Annotated in this window: 19 protein-coding genes; 16 read left to right on the top strand and 3 right to left on the bottom strand. The window is 51.7% G+C overall.

Going from position 1 to position 17138, the window contains the following annotated elements; translation table 11 throughout:
• The first annotated feature begins 129 nt into the window (after positions 1–129).
• The 8 genes from hemW to ACYUJT_RS13975 all read left to right on the top strand — a co-directional run bounded on the left by hemW (position 130) and on the right by ACYUJT_RS13975 (position 7968).
• Positions 130–1329: a radical SAM family heme chaperone HemW gene (gene hemW / locus ACYUJT_RS14010; RefSeq protein ID WP_460323327.1), complete on the top strand. Its 1200-nt coding sequence runs from the start codon at positions 130–132 to the stop codon at positions 1327–1329.
• 71 nt (positions 1330–1400) lie between these two features.
• Entirely contained in the window at positions 1401–1868 is a 468-nt protein-coding gene (locus tag ACYUJT_RS14005; protein ID WP_460323088.1) for an N-acetyltransferase, read from the top strand.
• Between the two features lie 104 nt (positions 1869–1972).
• Complete coding sequence (hrcA, locus tag ACYUJT_RS14000; RefSeq protein ID WP_460323086.1) at positions 1973–3007, top strand: heat-inducible transcriptional repressor HrcA; 1035 nt, start codon at positions 1973–1975, stop codon at positions 3005–3007.
• Between the two features lie 52 nt (positions 3008–3059).
• Positions 3060–3677 (top strand): nucleotide exchange factor GrpE, encoded by a 618-nt coding sequence (gene grpE, locus ACYUJT_RS13995; protein ID WP_460323084.1) that lies wholly within the window; start codon positions 3060–3062, stop codon positions 3675–3677.
• A 47-nt stretch (positions 3678–3724) separates the two neighbouring features.
• Positions 3725–5572 (top strand): molecular chaperone DnaK, encoded by a 1848-nt coding sequence (gene dnaK / locus ACYUJT_RS13990; RefSeq protein ID WP_460323081.1) that lies wholly within the window; start codon positions 3725–3727, stop codon positions 5570–5572.
• A 151-nt stretch (positions 5573–5723) separates the two neighbouring features.
• Positions 5724–6845 (top strand): molecular chaperone DnaJ, encoded by a 1122-nt coding sequence (gene dnaJ, locus ACYUJT_RS13985; protein ID WP_460323079.1) that lies wholly within the window; start codon positions 5724–5726, stop codon positions 6843–6845.
• 374 nt (positions 6846–7219) lie between these two features.
• Positions 7220–7378, top strand: coding sequence for a hypothetical protein (locus tag ACYUJT_RS13980; protein WP_460323077.1), 159 nt, complete (start codon positions 7220–7222; stop codon positions 7376–7378).
• Between the two features lie 86 nt (positions 7379–7464).
• Positions 7465–7968 (top strand): hypothetical protein, encoded by a 504-nt coding sequence (locus ACYUJT_RS13975; protein ID WP_460323074.1) that lies wholly within the window; start codon positions 7465–7467, stop codon positions 7966–7968.
• Positions 7969–8182: 214 nt separating this feature from the next.
• Here ACYUJT_RS13975 and ACYUJT_RS13970 read toward each other — a convergent pair whose 3' ends face one another.
• Both ACYUJT_RS13970 and ACYUJT_RS13965 read right to left on the bottom strand, forming a co-directional pair.
• Positions 8183–8461: a YxcD family protein gene (locus ACYUJT_RS13970; RefSeq protein ID WP_460323071.1), complete on the bottom strand. Its 279-nt coding sequence runs from the start codon at positions 8459–8461 to the stop codon at positions 8183–8185.
• A gap of 3 nt (positions 8462–8464) precedes the next feature.
• The gene (locus tag ACYUJT_RS13965; RefSeq protein ID WP_460323068.1) at positions 8465–8923 is read right to left on the bottom strand and encodes a hypothetical protein; all 459 of its coding nucleotides are present in this window, start codon (positions 8921–8923) and stop codon (positions 8465–8467) included.
• Positions 8924–9115: 192 nt separating this feature from the next.
• Between ACYUJT_RS13965 and ACYUJT_RS13960 the strand changes: the two genes are divergently transcribed.
• The 7 genes from ACYUJT_RS13960 to ACYUJT_RS13930 all read left to right on the top strand — a co-directional run bounded on the left by ACYUJT_RS13960 (position 9116) and on the right by ACYUJT_RS13930 (position 14333).
• Positions 9116–9484: a hypothetical protein gene (locus tag ACYUJT_RS13960; protein ID WP_460323066.1), complete on the top strand. Its 369-nt coding sequence runs from the start codon at positions 9116–9118 to the stop codon at positions 9482–9484.
• Between the two features lie 32 nt (positions 9485–9516).
• A complete protein-coding gene (locus ACYUJT_RS13955; protein WP_460323063.1) occupies positions 9517–9687 on the top strand; it encodes a YfhD family protein in 171 nt (56 codons plus the stop codon).
• A 188-nt stretch (positions 9688–9875) separates the two neighbouring features.
• Positions 9876–10844 carry a 50S ribosomal protein L11 methyltransferase gene (gene prmA / locus ACYUJT_RS13950; RefSeq protein ID WP_460323060.1) on the top strand — a complete coding sequence of 323 codons (969 nt, stop codon included), beginning with the start codon at positions 9876–9878 and terminating at the stop codon, positions 10842–10844.
• A gap of 6 nt (positions 10845–10850) precedes the next feature.
• Positions 10851–11534 carry a site-2 protease family protein gene (locus tag ACYUJT_RS13945; protein ID WP_460323057.1) on the top strand — a complete coding sequence of 228 codons (684 nt, stop codon included), beginning with the start codon at positions 10851–10853 and terminating at the stop codon, positions 11532–11534.
• A 91-nt stretch (positions 11535–11625) separates the two neighbouring features.
• Positions 11626–12390, top strand: coding sequence for a 16S rRNA (uracil(1498)-N(3))-methyltransferase (locus ACYUJT_RS13940; RefSeq protein WP_460323055.1), 765 nt, complete (start codon positions 11626–11628; stop codon positions 12388–12390).
• Positions 12391–12393: 3 nt separating this feature from the next.
• Positions 12394–13734 carry a tRNA (N(6)-L-threonylcarbamoyladenosine(37)-C(2))-methylthiotransferase MtaB gene (gene mtaB, locus ACYUJT_RS13935; protein ID WP_460323052.1) on the top strand — a complete coding sequence of 447 codons (1341 nt, stop codon included), beginning with the start codon at positions 12394–12396 and terminating at the stop codon, positions 13732–13734.
• Positions 13735–13901: 167 nt separating this feature from the next.
• The gene (locus tag ACYUJT_RS13930; RefSeq protein WP_460323050.1) at positions 13902–14333 is read left to right on the top strand and encodes an NUDIX hydrolase; all 432 of its coding nucleotides are present in this window, start codon (positions 13902–13904) and stop codon (positions 14331–14333) included.
• On the opposite strand, the gene ACYUJT_RS13925 is transcribed toward ACYUJT_RS13930, so the two are convergent.
• On the bottom strand, positions 14330–15358 hold the full coding sequence (locus ACYUJT_RS13925; RefSeq protein WP_460323048.1) for a Na/Pi cotransporter family protein: 1029 nt from the start codon (positions 15356–15358) through the stop codon (positions 14330–14332). The two genes, ACYUJT_RS13930 and ACYUJT_RS13925, sit on opposite strands and share 4 nt — an antisense overlap.
• 158 nt (positions 15359–15516) lie before the next feature.
• On the opposite strand from ACYUJT_RS13925, the gene ACYUJT_RS13920 reads away from it, so the two are divergent.
• Positions 15517–16887, top strand: coding sequence for a class I SAM-dependent rRNA methyltransferase (locus ACYUJT_RS13920; RefSeq protein ID WP_460323046.1), 1371 nt, complete (start codon positions 15517–15519; stop codon positions 16885–16887).
• Positions 16888–17138 lie beyond the last annotated feature (251 nt).

Genomic DNA, 17138 nt, shown 5'->3' with positions numbered 1-17138 from the left:
CGCATTTGATAGGGATGGACAAGGAAAGCCGGAGGGCTTTCCTTTTTCCGTACTATCGTTTGAAACGATCATTAAATTCGGCAGATCAACATATGAAGGAGGGGCACCAGCGTGAGCCATCAAATGAAAATGGACGGGGGGGAGTCGCGGGGGTCCTTGCACCTTCCGCAAACGGCTCCTCAAGCCGTATATATCCACATTCCGTTTTGCACGAATAAATGCTTCTATTGCGACTTCAACTCTTACGTTCTCAAAGATCAGCCGGTCATGGATTATTTACGGGCGCTTGACCTTGAGATGGAACTGACGGTGCGCGAGACGCCGCCCGGTGAGATTAAGAGCATATTTGTCGGCGGCGGTACGCCGACCGTACTCAAGCCGGATGAAATGGAGTTCTTTCTGTCCTCCGTACGCCGTCACTTTCCGAATTGGGCAGCAGACATCGAGTTTTCCATGGAGGCTAATCCCGGTACGGTGGACTTGGAGAAGCTGGCCGTCATGAAAGTGGGGGGCGTCAATCGTGTCAGCTTCGGCGTGCAGGCGTTCCAGAACGAGCTGCTTAGCGGGATCGGGCGAATCCATAACACCGATGATGTCTTCCGCAGCTTGGAGAATGCGAGAGCGGCCGGGCTGGACAATCTGTCGATCGACCTGATGTTCGGCCTGCCGAACCAGACGGTCGAAATGCTGGATTACAGCGTGTCTAGAGCGCTGGAGCTCGGTCTGCCGCATTATTCCATATACAGCCTTAAAGTTGAGGAGAATACGCTTTTCCATACGATGTATCAGAAGAATCAGCTTCCCCTTCCGGCGGAGGAGGACGAATTGAAAATGTATCTGCTGCTGATGGAGCGGATGGAGCAAGCGGGATACAAGCAATACGAAATCAGCAATTTTGCCAAGCCCGGCTTTGAGAGCCGGCATAATATAACTTATTGGCGGAACGAGGATTATTACGGCCTGGGTGCTGGCGCTCACGGTTACGTAAAACGCTGCCGCCATGTCAACATTAAGGGCGTTAACCCATATAATGAAGCAACTCAGCAGGGAAGACCGATTCTCGAGCGGTTTGAAATATCCCGCGAGGAAGCGATGGAGGATTTCGTCATGGTCGGCCTCCGCGTATTGGAAGGCATTTCGGATGAACGGTTTCAGCGTCAGTTCGGGCTCCGGCTTGATGACGTCTTCGGGAAGCAGTTTAGCAAAATGGTGGATGCCGGATTGCTGGAGAGAACCGCGGAGGCAGGAGGCTACCGGCTGAGCCGGAAGGGGATATTGTTTGGCAACGAGGTATTCGCCGAATTTATAGGTGCCTTGGACGGAAAATAATATATTGAACTTATATACGCTTTGTTGTATATTTATTCATATTATTGTGCCGGATTCGAGGAGGGATCAGCATGCCTGCTGTAGCTGTATGCAGAAGAGCAAAACTAGAAGATGTAGAGCCTCTATTTCAAATGATTGATGGGTATGCCCAGCGGGGCATTATGCTGCCGCGATCGAGAGAGGTGCTAAGCCGGCAGATTAACGACTTCGTCGTGACTGAAGTTGACGGTATGGTCGTTGGCTGCGGATCCCTGTGCCGATTAGGCGAAGAGCTCGTGGAAATCCGGTCGCTTGGCATAGCCGAAGGGTATAAGGGGCGAGGGCTTGGCTCTCTGCTTGTGGCGCAGCTGGTGGAGGAAGCAAAGGGCCTCGGCATACCGAAGGTCATGGCGCTGACTTATGAAGTTTCTTTTTTCTTGAAAAACGGCTTTACAGTCGTAGAGAAGGATATTTTCCCGGAGAAAGTCTGGACGGACTGCATTCACTGCCCGAAGCAGCACGCCTGTGACGAAATAGCAGTACTTAAGATACTGAACTGACTTGACAATCGTCTTGTCGGTTTGGTATTTTTGTATTAGCGATTAGCACTCGATATGAGTGAGTGCTAACGAATGCGGTCAATAGTCTAATAGGAGGGATTTTCATGTTAACGGAACGCCAAAGAATGATATTGACAGCTATAGTAGATGATTATATTCGTTCGGCGGAGCCGGTGGGATCCCGAAGCATTTCTAAGCGAGGCGATGTCGGCTACAGTCCGGCAACCATCCGCAATGAAATGGCAGATTTGGAGGAGCTCGGATTTCTTGAGCAGCCACATACCTCAGCAGGCCGTATACCGTCTCACAAAGGATACCGATATTATGTTGATCATATGATGCCGTTCAATCTGTTAACCTCGGAAGAGCTGGGGACGATGAAGTCGTTTTTTGCCGAGAAGCTGAATGCGACCGAGCAGGTCATTCAGCATGCGGGGACGATTTTATCGCATATGACGAACTATACCTCTATTCTGCTTGGGCCGGAAGTATTCCACACCTCTCTTCGTCATTTTCAGCTGCTGCCCCTTAATGAAACTACGGCGGTTGCCATTATTGTGACAAATACCGGGCAGGTCGAGAACAAGACGGTGTCAATACCGCCAGGCATATCCATTTCAGAAATAGAGAAGGTCGTCAACCTGCTTAATCACAGGCTGGCCGGCGTGCCGATTTATAAGCTGAAGTCGGCCCTGTACAACGAAATCGGTCAAGAAATGCAGCGGCATATCGGCCATTTCGAGGATTTGATCAAGGTGCTGGATGAAGCGCTCGACAGTGACGGAACAGAGGGCCAGCGGCTGTTTCTTAGCGGAACTACCAATATGCTGACGCAGCCGGAATTCCGGGATGTCGAGAAGGTAAAGAGCATTCTTGACCTTTTGGAGGAGACGCCGACGCTATTGAAGATGATGACCGCTGCTCAGAAGGGGTCAGGTATTCAGGTGCGTATCGGTACCGAGAACAAGCATGAAGCATTTGCCAACTGCAGTCTGATTACGGCGACTTACGCCATTGACGGCGGCGCTGTAGGCACGATCGGCATTTTGGGTCCAACAAGAATGGAGTATGCCCGGGTCATGCGGATTTTGGATATGTTATCTAAGGATCTTACAGAATTCCTGTCCCGCTTACATTAATAAGAATGAGCATGATATTTATGTTTTACCGCATGTTAAGGAGGTGAACTTCTTGAAAGAGCAGGAACCGATTCAAGACAACATCAATACGAATGTAGAGGAAGAGTTGGAAATGAGCGATAACGTGAATCAAGAACATACAGCGGACGAGAACAACACTCCGGAGGAGCAAGTGCCTAATGAGCAGCAAACTCCTGAGTCAAGCTCGGCTGAAGGGAGCAATAAAGAGGTAGAGGCGCTTCGCGCTGAACTGGAAGAGCAGCAGCAGCGGATGCTGAGAGCGCAGGCGGATTTTGATAACTTCCGCAGGCGTACGCAGAAAGAGAAGGAAGAGCTAGGGAAGTACGCTTCTGCGAAGCTGATCACCGAACTGCTGCCGGTTATCGATAATTTCGAGCGGGCGATCGCCAGCGGCGAGCAGGGGGCTGATATTTCTTCCTATGCCAAAGGAGTAGAAATGATTTTCCGCCAGCTCGAAGGCGTGCTGGGATCCGAAGGTTTGAAGGCAATGGAGACCATTGGCGAGCCGTTCAATCCGGAATTCCATCAGGCGATCATGCAGGTGGAATCGGATGAGTATGAGGAAGGCATCGTTGTCGAAGAGGTACAGAAAGGGTATATGTTGAAGGACAAGGTACTTCGTCCGGCGATGGTCAAAGTCAGTGGTTAAATGAAGTACACACATAAGCACAATCCATTAAGGAGGACATTACTTATATGAGCAAAGTAATCGGTATTGACTTAGGAACTACAAACTCTTGCGTAGCCGTTATGGAAGGCGGCGAGGCTGTCGTTATCCCTAACCCGGAAGGCGCGCGTACGACGCCATCCGTTGTAGGCTTCAAGAAAGACGGTGAGCGCGTTGTCGGTGAAACGGCTAAGCGCCAGGCTATTACGAACCCGGACCGCACGATCATTTCGATCAAAAGACATATGGGTACAAATCATAAGGAGAGCATCGACGGCAAAGAAATGACGCCGCAGGAAATTTCAGCAATTATTTTGCAAAAGCTGAAATCCGATGCCGAAGCGTACCTTGGCCAAACGGTTACCCAAGCGGTTATTACCGTTCCGGCTTACTTTAATGACAGCCAGCGCCAAGCGACGAAGGATGCGGGCAAAATCGCGGGCCTCGAAGTGTTGCGTATTGTGAACGAGCCTACGGCAGCTGCATTGGCATACGGTATGGAGAAAGCGGAAGACCAAACGATTCTTGTCTATGACCTGGGCGGCGGTACGTTTGACGTATCCATTCTAGAGCTTGGGGACGGCTTCTTCGAAGTTAAGGCAACCAGCGGGGACAACAGTCTGGGCGGCGACGACTTTGACCAAGTGATCATCGATTACCTTGTGGCTGAGTTCAAGAAGGATCAAGGCATCGACCTCGGCAAGGACAAAGCGGCTGTACAGCGTCTTAAAGATGCTGCCGAGAAGGCGAAGAAGGAATTATCCGGTGTCCTGACGACGACGATTTCCCTTCCGTTCATCACCGTAGCCGACGGCGTGCCTCAGCACTTGGAGATGAACTTGACACGCGCTAAATTCGAAGAGCTGTCCGCACATCTCGTAGAACGGACGCTTGAACCGACACGCCGCGCACTGAGCGACTCCGGCTTGACTCCTGCGGAGATCGACAAGATTGTATTGGTCGGCGGATCCACACGGATTCCTGCCGTTCAAGAAGCGATCAAGAAACTGACAGGCAAAGAGCCGCATAAGGGCGTTAACCCTGACGAAGTTGTTGCTCTTGGCGCTGCGGTACAAGCGGGCGTCCTGACAGGCGACGTAAAAGACGTCGTATTGCTCGACGTTACTCCGTTGTCCCTCGGTATCGAAACCGCAGGCGGCGTATTTACGAAAATGATCGATCGCAACACGACGATTCCGACGAGCAAATCGCAAGTCTTCTCTACTTATGCAGACAATCAGCCTAGCGTCGAGATTCACGTTCTGCAAGGGGAGCGCGAAATGGCGGCAGGCAACAAATCGCTGGGTCGCTTCATGCTGGGCGACATTCCGCTCGCACCGCGCGGCGTGCCGCAAATCGAAGTTACCTTTGATATCGATGCCAACGGGATCGTTAACGTATCGGCAACGGACAAAGGAACCGGCAAAAGCCAGAAAATCACGATCACTTCTTCCAGCGGCTTGAGCGACGAGGAAGTAGAGAAAATGATGAAGGACGCCGAGCTTCATGCGGAAGAAGACAAGAAACGCAAAGAGCTTGTAGAAGCGAAGAACAACGGCGACCAGCTCATTTACAGCGTGGACAAAACAATCAAAGAGCTTGGCGACAAAGTCGACGCTGCGGAAACGGAGAAAGCCAATGTAGCTAAAGACGAGCTGAAAAAGGCGCTCGAAGGCGACAATATCGACGAGATCACAGCCGCTTCCGAGAAGCTGACGGAGATTGTACAACAATTGTCCGTGAAGCTGTATGAGCAAGCTCAGGCTCAAGCGGGTCAAGCTGAAGGCGCTGATGGTGCTGCTGCCGGCGGAGCTGGCAAAGACAATGTCGTAGATGCTGAATACGAAGTTGTAGACGAAGACAAGAAGCAAGACTAATCGTGCTGGATAAGCAGCGATTGGTTAACCATACACTTTGGTGAACCGGGAAGGTCAAAGCGCGGGGCATTCCGTGCTTTGACTTTCCTTTTGCCGGATAGAGGGTCTGTCCGGGAGAGAGTAAAGCTATAGCAATAGTGGGGGTGGAAGGATGGCTGAAAAACGCGACTATTATGAGGTGTTGGGCGTTGGCAAGAGCGCGACTGACGATGAAATCAAGAAATCCTATCGCAAACTGGCGCGTCAGTATCACCCTGACGTGAACAAGGCGCCGGATGCGGAGGATAAATTTAAAGAAGTCAAGGAAGCATACGATGTCCTTAGCGATTCGGGGAAACGTTCCCGCTATGACCAATATGGCCATATCGATCCGAATCAGGGGATGGGCGGCGGATTTTCCGGGGGCGATTTCGGCGGCTTTGGCGATATTTTCGATATGTTCTTCGGCGGTGGCGGTGGCCGCCGCGATCCGAATGCGCCGCAGCGCGGCAATGATTTGCAGTATACAATGACGATCGAGTTCAAGGAAGCCATTTTCGGCAAAGAGAGCGACATCACGATTCCACGTACGGAGAACTGCGACACGTGTTTTGGTTCCGGAGCCAAGCCGGGCACGAAGCCGGATACCTGTTCCGTCTGTCATGGCACAGGGCAGCAGGAAGTCGTTCAGAACACGCCGTTCGGCCGTATGGTGAACCGCCGTGCCTGCAGCAACTGTGCGGGTAAAGGACAAATCATTAAAGACAAATGCTCAACCTGCCAAGGCAACGGCAAAGTGAAGAAGCAGCGTAAAATCCACGTTCGCATTCCAGCGGGGGTAGATGATGGCGCTCAACTGCGAATGAGCGGCGAAGGGGAAGGCGGGCTGCGTGGCGGCCCGGCAGGGGACTTGTACATCGTCATTCGCGTGAAGCCGCATGATTTCTTCGAGCGCGAAGGCGATGACATTTATTGCGAAATTCCGCTGACTTTTGCCCAGGCGGCATTGGGGGATGAAATCGAAATCCCGACGCTAACGGAGAAAGTGAAGCTGAAGGTACCGGCTGGTACCCAGACAGGCACTTATTTCCGCCTGAAAGGCAAAGGGGTACCGCGGCTTCGCGGTATCGGCCAGGGCGACCAGCATATCAAGGTTGTCGTTGTCACGCCAAGCAAGCTGAGTGACGAGCAGAAGGATCTGCTGCGGCAAATCGCTGCGCTGGACGGGGAGCATACACATGAGAACGAGCAGTCATTCTTCGACCGGGTGAAGCGGGCATTCCGCGGGGATTGAGAATGGCAAACTGAATAAACACAGGGATTCAGGCCGACCGACGTCATAAAGACGTCGGTTTTTTTCTTTTTCGGAGAAGAAATGCCCGGTTCGTAATACTTTCGCCATGTTCGTTCTCTCCATAATAAGCGATGATAGCTATGAGTTCATGCACGGCTGGCTTTACCCAGGCTGGGATGTCCGATCATTCCGCAGTGCAGGCATACAATCTATGCCTAGCATGCTGTATTGTCAGAGGCATGAAATCTCCTATTGCAAGGGTTCGAATCCCTTATCCCTAGAGAAGGATTAGCTCAGTGGTAGAGCACTCGACTTTTAATCGAGAGACAAAGGTACAGATGATGGCCTGATGGAGGGATCCTCGGTGGCTTGTTATGCACGCTGCCGCAGAAGCTTTGCAGCTTTGCGGATACCGAAATTGCTGGCCGAACGCTGCTCCTGTAGGAGAAACGGGCAGACCGGAAGAAGGCAAACGAGTCTTGCGGTATGCTCATGGATGCTTCGGCGAGGCGCAGATAGCCGGCATTTCTTAAACAGAGCTCCGTTGATGCGGCAGGAGGATGCCTCTGCATGAGGTCATGAATCGACGGTGAAGCCGCCGTGAAGGAGGAAGAATGAGATGTTGAAAAAAATTACGATACATAAGGGCAAGCGAGGCCTGCTGTTCAAGCAGGGGAACTATGAGAAAATGCTGCAGCCGGGAACGTACCGCCTATCCCCGTTTACGGAGAGCGATATCATCGTGGTCGATACAGCAATGCCGTTTGAAATAGATGGCCAGGATTTGCAGCTGTTTATGCATGATGACGATCTCAAGCGGGAGCTTGAGATCGTCCAGGTTATGGACCACGAATATGTGCTGCATTACGAGGATGGTCGGTTCAGCAGGCTGCTTAAGCCGGGGACATACGCTTTTTGGAATGTTCTGAAGAAGCATAGCTTCGTTCATGTCGATATTCGCAATCCCGAATTGCCGGCTGAGGTTGATCCAGTTATTTTGCCGAAACTGCATGGCTATTATCATATGTTAGAGGTGGCGGAGCATGAGGCCGGCGTGCTGTATTACAACCATGTCATGCAAAGGGAGCGAAGATTTGCGAGAAAATCGGCTCGATTTCCTTAACTGGGGGCGGCAACCTGCTGGAGCAGCTTAATTTCTTATTGGGGAGCAAGAAGGTTGATCAATAATAAAGCTTGCAGCGTATAGATGCAATATGTAATAAAACTTCACAGCAAAGCGGATTGGACAAAGTAAATAGCAGGTATGAACCAGCAAAAAAGGCACCCTGGCCGTTATTAACGACAGGGTGCCTCTGCTATAGTGTGCAGCATGACCATTATTGCTTGATTGTAGCCGTAATTTCTTCGTCCAGTTCCAGGGAAATATCGTCCTTGAAAGCCCGAATACCATATTCTTTGTATACATACTGGATAATCGCTTCTATAATATTCAGTTCGATCAGGTAACGGCTGCGCCCATTAGCCCAGACCTCGCCGGTATAACCTGTATCTTCATCCCAGCTCAGCTCAACTTGGATGTCCGTAGGACGCAAGCCGGTACGCTCGGCTGTATGAATACAAATCGCGTTGATGATTTCATCCATGCTAAGAATCATAGGTTAATATCTTCCTCCGCGATTGTCGTGGTCATCATGACGCGGGCCTTGGTACACCTGCGGTTTCTTGAACCTGCGGAATAGAGCAACGGCTACCCGTACGATCAGGTAGATGGCAAGCAGGTTGATGGCGAGCCCGAATAATTCACCGAAGGCGCCCATGTTTCCGAACATCCCTCCGAACAGAAGTCCAGCCAAACCGCCGACCATCATGCCTTTCATGAAGCTGCCGCCGCCGAAAAATCCTCCGGTTCTATTATTTGTTGCTCCTGTCGTTGTAGTTGATTTGTTCGTCGTGTTGGATTCCGACTTATTGACGTTGCTTGATTTGTTCGGCGTTGTCGTGTAGCTGCGTGGCCCGGATTTAAAACCTCCGCCGCGCCGTGCGTCAGCGAAATCCGTAGAGGCGAAAGCAAACAATAAAGTGAATACCATAACGAGCGCCGTCATTTTCTTGAACATACCTTAAGTAAACCCTCCTACTGTAAATGTGGTATTTATATAAGAGTATATACGAACCGCACCGATAATAGTTTCAAATTTTAAAAGAACGAATCATTTGTATAAAGTACCATTCATTATTGCATCCTACAGACTAAGAAACTGCGCAAGAAGCAGGTTCAATACATGCCGATGGAAGGCAGGTGATTACGGATGGGTGAAAAAAACATACTCGCTTATTTCAAAAGCCCGGAAGAGGCGGAAGGTGCTGCCAGGAAGCTGCAGGCCCTTCGGGTCGCAGACTTGTCTATCGATCGCTTCAGCAGATATTCGGGAGAGGGTTATGACCCGCAAAATCCAGTCGGCGGCAATATTTCGAGCCTGGCGGCAATAACTCAGGATGCGGAGATAACCAACAGGTCGGCAAGCATCTTGTCGGCAGCCGATCCGGCTGCAAGCGGGATGAGCCATGGCGGGCAGGGTGGACCGACCGGTCACGATATCCTGCTGACGGTCGTCGTGGACGAGTCCAGTCATCATCAGGCTTTACGCATTATTGAAGAGCTGGGCGGGATGATGTAACTTGCAAATATCCGAAGGAGGGAAATGAGAAAATGAGCGAGCACAAACAGGATGCAAAACGCCCCAACGCGGCTAAAGCGTCAAGAATGTCCAGCGGACACAACGAGGACGTGGAATTTTCCGAAGAGCTGGCCGATCAGGAGGATTGGGAAGCGTTGGAGCGCAGCGAGCGCGCTGACCGCAGGCAGCAGCAGCGCTTCTGATTTGTATGGTAATGATCCATGCAGAACGGGTCTATATGGACAATAGGGGCAAAGACGGTTTTGCGGTCTTTTGCCCTTTTTTCATTTACTCTGAAACGACAATGGGATGATCTAGCGGCCCTTTGTTTCCCTGGATATTATATAGTACAATAAAGGGTATGCGTATGAACCGAGGAGGATAAATCAACATGATTTGGAAGGAAATATCTATACATACAACGGAAGAAGCGGTAGAAATGATTACCAACTTCTTGCATGAGGGGGGAGCTGGCGGTGTAACCATTGAAGAGTACGTGGACAACAATAAGCCAAGAGATACTTCCTTGGGACAATGGTTTGAAATACCGCCCAACGATATCCCGCAGGGGGAAGCAAGAATTAGCGGATATTTCCCAGAAGGGACCGACATTGATGCGGTGGTAGCTTCCGTGAAGGAACGGATTGCAGAGCTGCCTGATTACGACATTGATCCCGGCAAGGCAGAGATCGCAGTGAAGGATGTCAGCGAGGACGACTGGGCGAACAATTGGAAGCAATACTTTAAACCGATCCGCGTGTCCGAAAGGCTGACGATCAAGCCGACCTGGGAGGATTACGTACCCCAATCGGAGCAGGAGAAAATCATTGAGCTTGATCCGGGCATGGCATTCGGAACAGGGACACATCCGACGACCTCGTTGTGTCTCCGTACACTGGAGGGCGTCATTCGAGAAGGGGACGAGGTTATCGACGTCGGGACGGGCTCCGGCATCCTCGCTATCGGGGCGGTAAAGCTTGGCGCATCCCGGGTGCTTGCATTGGATCTGGATCCGGTTGCTGTCTCCAGCGCAATCGAGAATACAAGACTGAACAAGCTGGAGGAACAGATTACGGTCGTGGAAAGCGACCTGCTATCCGTTTTGAAGCAGGAGGCAGGGGAAGGGCTTAACGTTAAGCTGCCCGTTCGCGTCGTCGTAGCCAACATACTGGCGGAAATCATCCTGTTATTCATCGATGATGTCTACCAGGCGCTGCAGCCGGGCGGATATTATATTGCTTCGGGAATATACAAGAATAAAGAACAAGCCGTAAGGGAAGCGCTGCTTGCCGCGGGCTTCGAGATCGAGGAAGCCGCCCGCGAAGAGGATTGGGTTGCTTTCGTGGCGAGAAAGAGGTAGCGGTTCATGGATTTTTTAAATAAAATATTGCGGATTCCCCTGGATCAGCTGCCCTACTTTTTGATAACGCTGATCATAGCTTTTACCGTGCATGAATTTTCCCACGCCTATTTTGCCAATAAATTCGGGGACCCAACAGCACGGCTGCAGGGGCGGCTCACCCTGAATCCGGCTGTCCACTTCGACCTGTTCGGAGTGATTTTGCTCCTCATTGCGGGATTCGGCTGGGCAAGGCCGGTTCCCGTCAACCGGGATAACTTTGAGAAGCCGCGCCAAATGGGGATCGTCGTCACCGCTGCAGGGCCGCTGAGCAATCTGCTGCTCGGATTTCTCGGGACGCTGATTTATGTCGCGCTTTCCAAATTCGGTATCATCGACATGATTTCGAATGAAATCTTGTACAATGCCGTTCATACTTTTTTTGGAATTTTTAATTTCTGGAATTTATTCCTCTTCCTATTCAATTTATTGCCGCTGCCGCCGCTTGACGGCTACCGCCTGCTGGAGGATATCGTGCCTGACCGGGCCAGAATCAAACTGAAGCAGTTCGAGCAATGGTCTGTGTTCATCTTTTTGCTCATCCTGATCATTCCGCAGCTCCGCAGTGTGATTATCCAACCTTTATATGCGGGAGCCGAAACGATTTATTTCCAGTTTGCCAGTTTCTTCATTATGCTGTTCGGCGGATAGTCCCGCCAATTTTTTCGAGGAATAAATACTGGAATCCATAATTCAAAAGTTGTATGATGTTCTTTGGTGATTAAGGTGAGGTTGATGAGAAATGCAGCGTTATTTTATTGACCCCGAACAGTTTGGGGATAAGACGGTGAGCATAACCGGCGAGGACGCTCGCCATATAGGCAAAGTGATGCGTTCCAAGCCTGAAGATAAGCTGATTGTCAGTGACGGGATCGCTAGGGAAGCGCTTGTCGAGATTACGGAAATCGAAGCGCAGGAAGTGAAAGCCCGTATTATAGAAATGCTAGAGGCATCCGGAGAACCCCGTGTTCAGGTGACGATCGCCCAAAGTTTGCCGAAAGGCGATAAAATGGAAATCGTCATCCAGAAATGCACGGAGATCGGCGCCTCCTCCTTTTTGCCCTTCATGTCGGAACGGACGGTCGTTCAGTATGATCCGCGGAAAGAGGAGAAGCGGGCGCTTCGTTGGCGCAAAATCGCGAAGGAGGCGGCCGAGCAGGCTCATCGCAGCAGGGTTCCGGCGGTTGATTCGCCGGCGACCTGGAAGGAGCTGCTGGGCAAGCTGCCGGAATACGACCTCGCATGCGTATGCTACGAGAAGGAGCACGGCCAGCAGCTGCGGGACGTGCTGAAGCCTTTTTCGGAGCGCATAGGGGACGGAACGAAGCCGCGGGTATTGGTCGCGATCGGGCCTGAGGGCGGATTTACAGAGCAAGAGATCGCGCAATTAGAAGCGGCAGGTGCCGTGTCCATTGGGTTGGGCCGAAGAATATTGAGAACGGAGACGGCCGGAATGGCCGCCCTGACCTGCATCATGTATGAAACCGGAGAAATGGGGGAGTTTTGAACAATGCCATCCGTTGCTTTTTACACGTTGGGCTGCAAAGTCAACTTCTATGATACGGAAGCCATTTGGCAGCTCTTTAAGAACGAAGGCTACGAGCAGGTCGATTTTGAACAGACCGCCGATGTATATTTGGTTAATACGTGCACCGTTACGAACACAGGCGATAAGAAATCGCGGCAAATCATTCGCCGGGCGATCCGCCGCAATCCGGACGCGATAGTTGCGGTTACGGGCTGTTATGCCCAGACATCACCTGCTGAAATATTGGACATTCCTGGGGTGGATTTAGTCATCGGCACCCAGGATCGGGAGAAGATCATGCCGCTGATTGGACAGCTTCAAGAGCAGCGTCAGCCGATCAATGCCGTGCGCAACATTATGAAGACCCGGGATTTTGAAGAGCTGGACGTACCGGATTTCGCAGACCGGACGCGCGCTTTCCTCAAAATCCAGGAAGGATGCAATAATTTCTGCACCTTCTGCATCATCCCATGGTCGCGGGGGTTATCCCGCAGCCGCGATCCGCAAAGCGTCGTGAATCAGGCGAAGCAGCTGGTCGCCGCAGGATACAAGGAAATCGTTTTGACCGGTATCCATACTGGGGGGTACGGCGATGACCTTGAAAATTACCGCTTGTCTGATTTGCTCTGGGAGCTGGATAAGGTGGAGGGTCTCGAGCGCGTGCGGATCAGCTCGATCGAAGCAAGCCAGATCGACGATAAGATGCTCGAAGTGTTGAAGGGCTCCAGCAAAATGTGCCGTCACTTCCACATTCCGCTGCAGGCAGGTAGCAATGAAGTGCTGAAGCGGATGAGACGCAAATATACAATTGAAGAATTCGAGCTTAAAATCAAGAAGATTCGTGATTTCATGCCGGATGTAGCGATTACGACAGATATCATCGTTGGCTTCCCGGGCGAAACCGAAGAGCTGTTCCGCGAGGGCTTCGAAGCGATTAAGCGCATCGGCTTCTCGGAAATGCACGTGTTCCCTTATTCCAAGCGTACCGGTACGCCGGCAGCGCGGATGGAGGACCAGGTGGACGAGGAAGTGAAGCATGCGCGGGTTCATGAGTTGATCGATCTCTCGGAATCGATGCAGCTTGCGTACGCGCAAAAATTTGTCGGCCAGGTAATCGATGTTATTCCAGAGAAGGATGAGAAGGGAGTCACGGGCGAAGGCTACGCTGCCGGGTTTAGTGACAACTATTTGCAAGTTCGCTTTGAGGCCTCTGGGGATTTGACCGGTAAAGTATGCCGGGTTAAGCTGACGAAAGCGGGCGTCAACACATGCGAAGGCCAGCTTGTACGTGTTTTGGAGGATTCCTCCAGAGCCTTGGCTTAATAGTGTTAACTAGGCTTATCACGCTTTAAATATCATACCTGCATTCAAGGATTTCACCCCGGGGGTGAAATCCTTGTTGTCCATTTGGGTATTATCCCTGGTACGGGGGGGCAAGCTGAAGCCCCGTATTTAAACAGAATGTGCTACGAATAAGGAGGGATCATGTTATGCCGTCCAAGCAAATATCCGCAGGAGGCATTGTCTACCGCAAAGAAGCGGAACAATTGCAAATTCAGCTCATTACAGACCGATACGGCAAAATATCCTTTGCAAAAGGAAAGCGGGAGAACGGCGAGACAATCGAGCAAACCGCGCTTCGTGAAATTAGGGAGGAGACCGGCATCATCGGCCGGATCGTCGAGCCCATTGATATTATTGCTTATACTTATCAACATCCGCAGCATGGAGACATTCAAAAAGAAGTTCACTACTATCTTGTCGAAAGCGAGGGCGGCATGCTGAAACCTCAAACGGAAGAAATACGCAGTGTTGCTTGGTATGAGCCCGCGACCGCTTGGGAAAGGCAATGCAATGCCGGTTACGATAATAATGATTTTATTTTGGAAAAAGCGTTAAAACTGCTGGACGTTCAGGTCTAATCGCGTGTTTTGGCGGAGGGCAGCGGCGCTGCCGGCGAGGTGTATTGCGTCGGCCCGTCCCATCTTGACCATATGGGCAAGTAGCAAAAAGGGAGTGCGAGCAATGAGCAGACCACATTAAAAATCGTCTGCGTGTGCGCGATTTGCGCCGCAGGATCGCTGCTAAGCCAAACTGCCGCGGCCTCAAGCCATGGAATCAGAGGCATGAAGAGCAGTGCGCCCAGCACATTGAGGACGACATGGGACCAGGCGACGAACTGTCCAGAACGGGTGCTGCCGACCGAGGCGATCAGCGGCGTAATGCATGTGCCGACATTGGAACCGATGACCATGGCTATCCCAAACTCGACAGGGAGGGCTCCGGCAGCTACAAGCCCCATCGTCATGGCGATAACGGCTGCGCTGCTATGGATGAGCGCGGTGAGAATCGCTCCGGCAATAGCTCCCCACAGGAGGCTGTCGTCCGCGTGCTTTAACAGCCAGGCGATCACCCCGCGATCCTCTAGAGCGGGCCCGATCGATTGCATCCACTTGATCGCGATCATAATAAGACTGAAGCCGAACAAAGCGAGGGACCCGAATTGGATCGGCCGGAGCTTTCGCGCCCAGCCCCCGCCATTCCGGCTGCGGGGAAGGGCTTCTTCGCCCATGACAGCGCAAGCCCATGTCACGAGAGAGCCGATCATGAGCGGAATGCCAAGCCGCGAAATGTTCAAGGCGATTAGCTCGGTTGTCAGGCAGGTCCCGATGTTGCCGCCGAGGATGATGCCCAGTGTCCGGCCGTAAGACAATAGCCCGGCATTGACGAGCCCGATCGTCATGACCGTTACCGCCGTACTGCTCTGGAGCACGGCGGTAACGAAGGTGCTCGACAATAGGCCCGTCCATGGCGTGCGCGTCGAGGCCTGAAGCAGTTTGATCAGCCTCGGCCCAGCCCAGGTTTGCAGCGCAGCCTCCATGATTTTCATGCCGAGCAGAAACAAAGCAAAGCCAAATGTCGCCGGGAACACAATTTCGTGAAACATGAGCTCCCTCCTCTGATAAAGCTGTACAAGTTACATATATGCAGTCCTTGCAGCTCTCATGCCCCGTGGCCTAAGGCCGTTTCCATAAGGGCTCCCGAGTACCGGCGGCTGGCGCAAGTCGAGGAGAAGCTATTTAAGAATAAAAGGAGTGGGTCAGCGTGCCATCAGTCATATTTCAACGCAGTCGTAAGAAGCGGCTGGAACAGGGGCATCCTTGGATTTACAACAATGAAATCGAGAAAGTAGAGGGCGGGCCAGAACCCGGCAGTCTAGTAGCTGTACTGGATTGGAGAGGCAAGTTCCTGGCAACGGGCTACTACAATCCCGATTCGCAAATTACGGTTCGGGTCGTATCTTATCAACCGCTCGAAGAGATGGATACATCTTTCTTTATCCGGCGTTTCGAACAGTGCCTTGCGCACCGCAACAGATTTCTGCGGGAGGATGCCTACCGGCTTGTCTATGGTGAGGCGGATTTCTTGCCAGGACTGATCGTGGACCGGTTTGCCGACGTTCTTGTCGTACAGTTGCTCACACTAGGGATGGACCGCTGCCGCGCCAGCATTGTGGAAGCTTTGACAGCTGTACTTCAACCGGCGGGCATCTATGAGCGCAGCGACGTATCCGTCCGTGCTCTGGAAGGTCTCGAGGAGGTAAAGGGTCCGCTTTATGGCGAGACACCGCAGCATGTAACTGTGACGGAGAACGGCCTATTGATCCAAGTTGACATCTGGCAAGGACAGAAAACCGGATATTTCTTTGATCAGCGCGAGAACCGCGCTTCCATCGAACCGCTGATGACGGGCTGGGGGGAACGGAGCGGCGTTATGCTGCAGCAGCTTCCTGCTGACGGCGGTGGATTCCGCACAGCTCCGGTCAACCGGAAGGGCAACGAGGTTACTTTTCCATATTGGGATGGGGCAACCGTGCTTGAATGCTTCTCTCATACGGGGAGCTTTACACTGCATGCATGCAAGTATGGCGCAAAAAAAGTAACCTGCCTCGATATTTCCGAGCACGCGATTCAAAGCGCCCGGGAGAACGTCAGGCTGAACGGTTTTGAAGACCGGGTCGAATTCGTCGTGGCGGATGCTTTTGAATACTTGCGCAGCCAGGTAAAGGGGTTGGACGAACGGCGTGAACGCGCCGCCGATAACAGCAAGGCAGATACCTCTCAGCCGATGACAGCCGGAGGTGGCCGTACCTGGGATGTCGTTATTCTCGATCCCCCGGCTTTTGCCAAGACGAAGGGGGCGGTCAAAGGGGCGTGCAGAGGATATAAAGACATTAATTTGCATGGCCTGAAGCTGGTTAACGAAGGCGGTTACCTGGTTACCGCAAGTTGTTCCTACCATATGAAGCCGGAGCTGTTCCTGCAGACGATTCAGGAAGCGGCCATGGATGCGGGCAAGGTGCTCAGACTGATCGAGTGGCGGGCAGCCGGGAAAGACCACCCGCAAATTTTAGGCGTCAATGAAGGACACTATTTAAAGTTCGCGATCTTTGAGGTGCGGAGCAAGACATTTTAACAAATTCCATGTGGTAAATACAGGGAATTCAGTAATTACTAGCGGGCAGGACTTCTGATTGTATCAGAAGTCTTGTTGTATTTTGCACGTTTACTAGTTTAAAATGAACAGAACATATATTCTTGTTTATGGCATAAGCAAAAAATCTGTATGCTATAATGTAAATTAACTTACATGACCGTGACAAGAAGCCGTGAAATGCTCGCGCTTCTTGCTTTGATACAATATTAGGCTTACTGCAAGCTTGCTGT

It is taken from the genome of Paenibacillus sp. YSY-4.3 (assembly GCF_054767475.1).
The sequence above is the reverse complement of the archived record's forward strand: the minus strand, read 5'-3'. Positions and strand labels throughout refer to the sequence as shown.

What these genes read in the sequence shown, in the direction of transcription:
- prmA (WP_460323060.1), top strand. Translation starts at nt 9,876, where the DNA reads ATGATTTGGAAGGAAATATCTATACATACAACGGAAGAAGCGGTAGAA.
- mtaB (WP_460323052.1), top strand. Translation starts at nt 12,394, where the DNA reads ATGCCATCCGTTGCTTTTTACACGTTGGGCTGCAAAGTCAACTTCTAT.
- hrcA (WP_460323086.1), top strand. Translation starts at nt 1,973, where the DNA reads ATGTTAACGGAACGCCAAAGAATGATATTGACAGCTATAGTAGATGAT.
- ACYUJT_RS14005 (WP_460323088.1), top strand. Translation starts at nt 1,401, where the DNA reads ATGCCTGCTGTAGCTGTATGCAGAAGAGCAAAACTAGAAGATGTAGAG.
- ACYUJT_RS13965 (WP_460323068.1), bottom strand. Translation starts at nt 8,923, where the DNA reads ATGTTCAAGAAAATGACGGCGCTCGTTATGGTATTCACTTTATTGTTT.
- ACYUJT_RS13975 (WP_460323074.1), top strand. Translation starts at nt 7,465, where the DNA reads ATGTTGAAAAAAATTACGATACATAAGGGCAAGCGAGGCCTGCTGTTC.
- hemW (WP_460323327.1), top strand. Translation starts at nt 130, where the DNA reads ATGGACGGGGGGGAGTCGCGGGGGTCCTTGCACCTTCCGCAAACGGCT.
- ACYUJT_RS13925 (WP_460323048.1), bottom strand. Translation starts at nt 15,358, where the DNA reads ATGTTTCACGAAATTGTGTTCCCGGCGACATTTGGCTTTGCTTTGTTT.
- ACYUJT_RS13955 (WP_460323063.1), top strand. Translation starts at nt 9,517, where the DNA reads ATGAGCGAGCACAAACAGGATGCAAAACGCCCCAACGCGGCTAAAGCG.
- ACYUJT_RS13945 (WP_460323057.1), top strand. Translation starts at nt 10,851, where the DNA reads ATGGATTTTTTAAATAAAATATTGCGGATTCCCCTGGATCAGCTGCCC.
- ACYUJT_RS13980 (WP_460323077.1), top strand. Translation starts at nt 7,220, where the DNA reads ATGCACGCTGCCGCAGAAGCTTTGCAGCTTTGCGGATACCGAAATTGC.
- dnaK (WP_460323081.1), top strand. Translation starts at nt 3,725, where the DNA reads ATGAGCAAAGTAATCGGTATTGACTTAGGAACTACAAACTCTTGCGTA.
- ACYUJT_RS13970 (WP_460323071.1), bottom strand. Translation starts at nt 8,461, where the DNA reads ATGATTCTTAGCATGGATGAAATCATCAACGCGATTTGTATTCATACA.
- ACYUJT_RS13960 (WP_460323066.1), top strand. Translation starts at nt 9,116, where the DNA reads ATGGGTGAAAAAAACATACTCGCTTATTTCAAAAGCCCGGAAGAGGCG.
- dnaJ (WP_460323079.1), top strand. Translation starts at nt 5,724, where the DNA reads ATGGCTGAAAAACGCGACTATTATGAGGTGTTGGGCGTTGGCAAGAGC.
- ACYUJT_RS13930 (WP_460323050.1), top strand. Translation starts at nt 13,902, where the DNA reads ATGCCGTCCAAGCAAATATCCGCAGGAGGCATTGTCTACCGCAAAGAA.
- ACYUJT_RS13940 (WP_460323055.1), top strand. Translation starts at nt 11,626, where the DNA reads ATGCAGCGTTATTTTATTGACCCCGAACAGTTTGGGGATAAGACGGTG.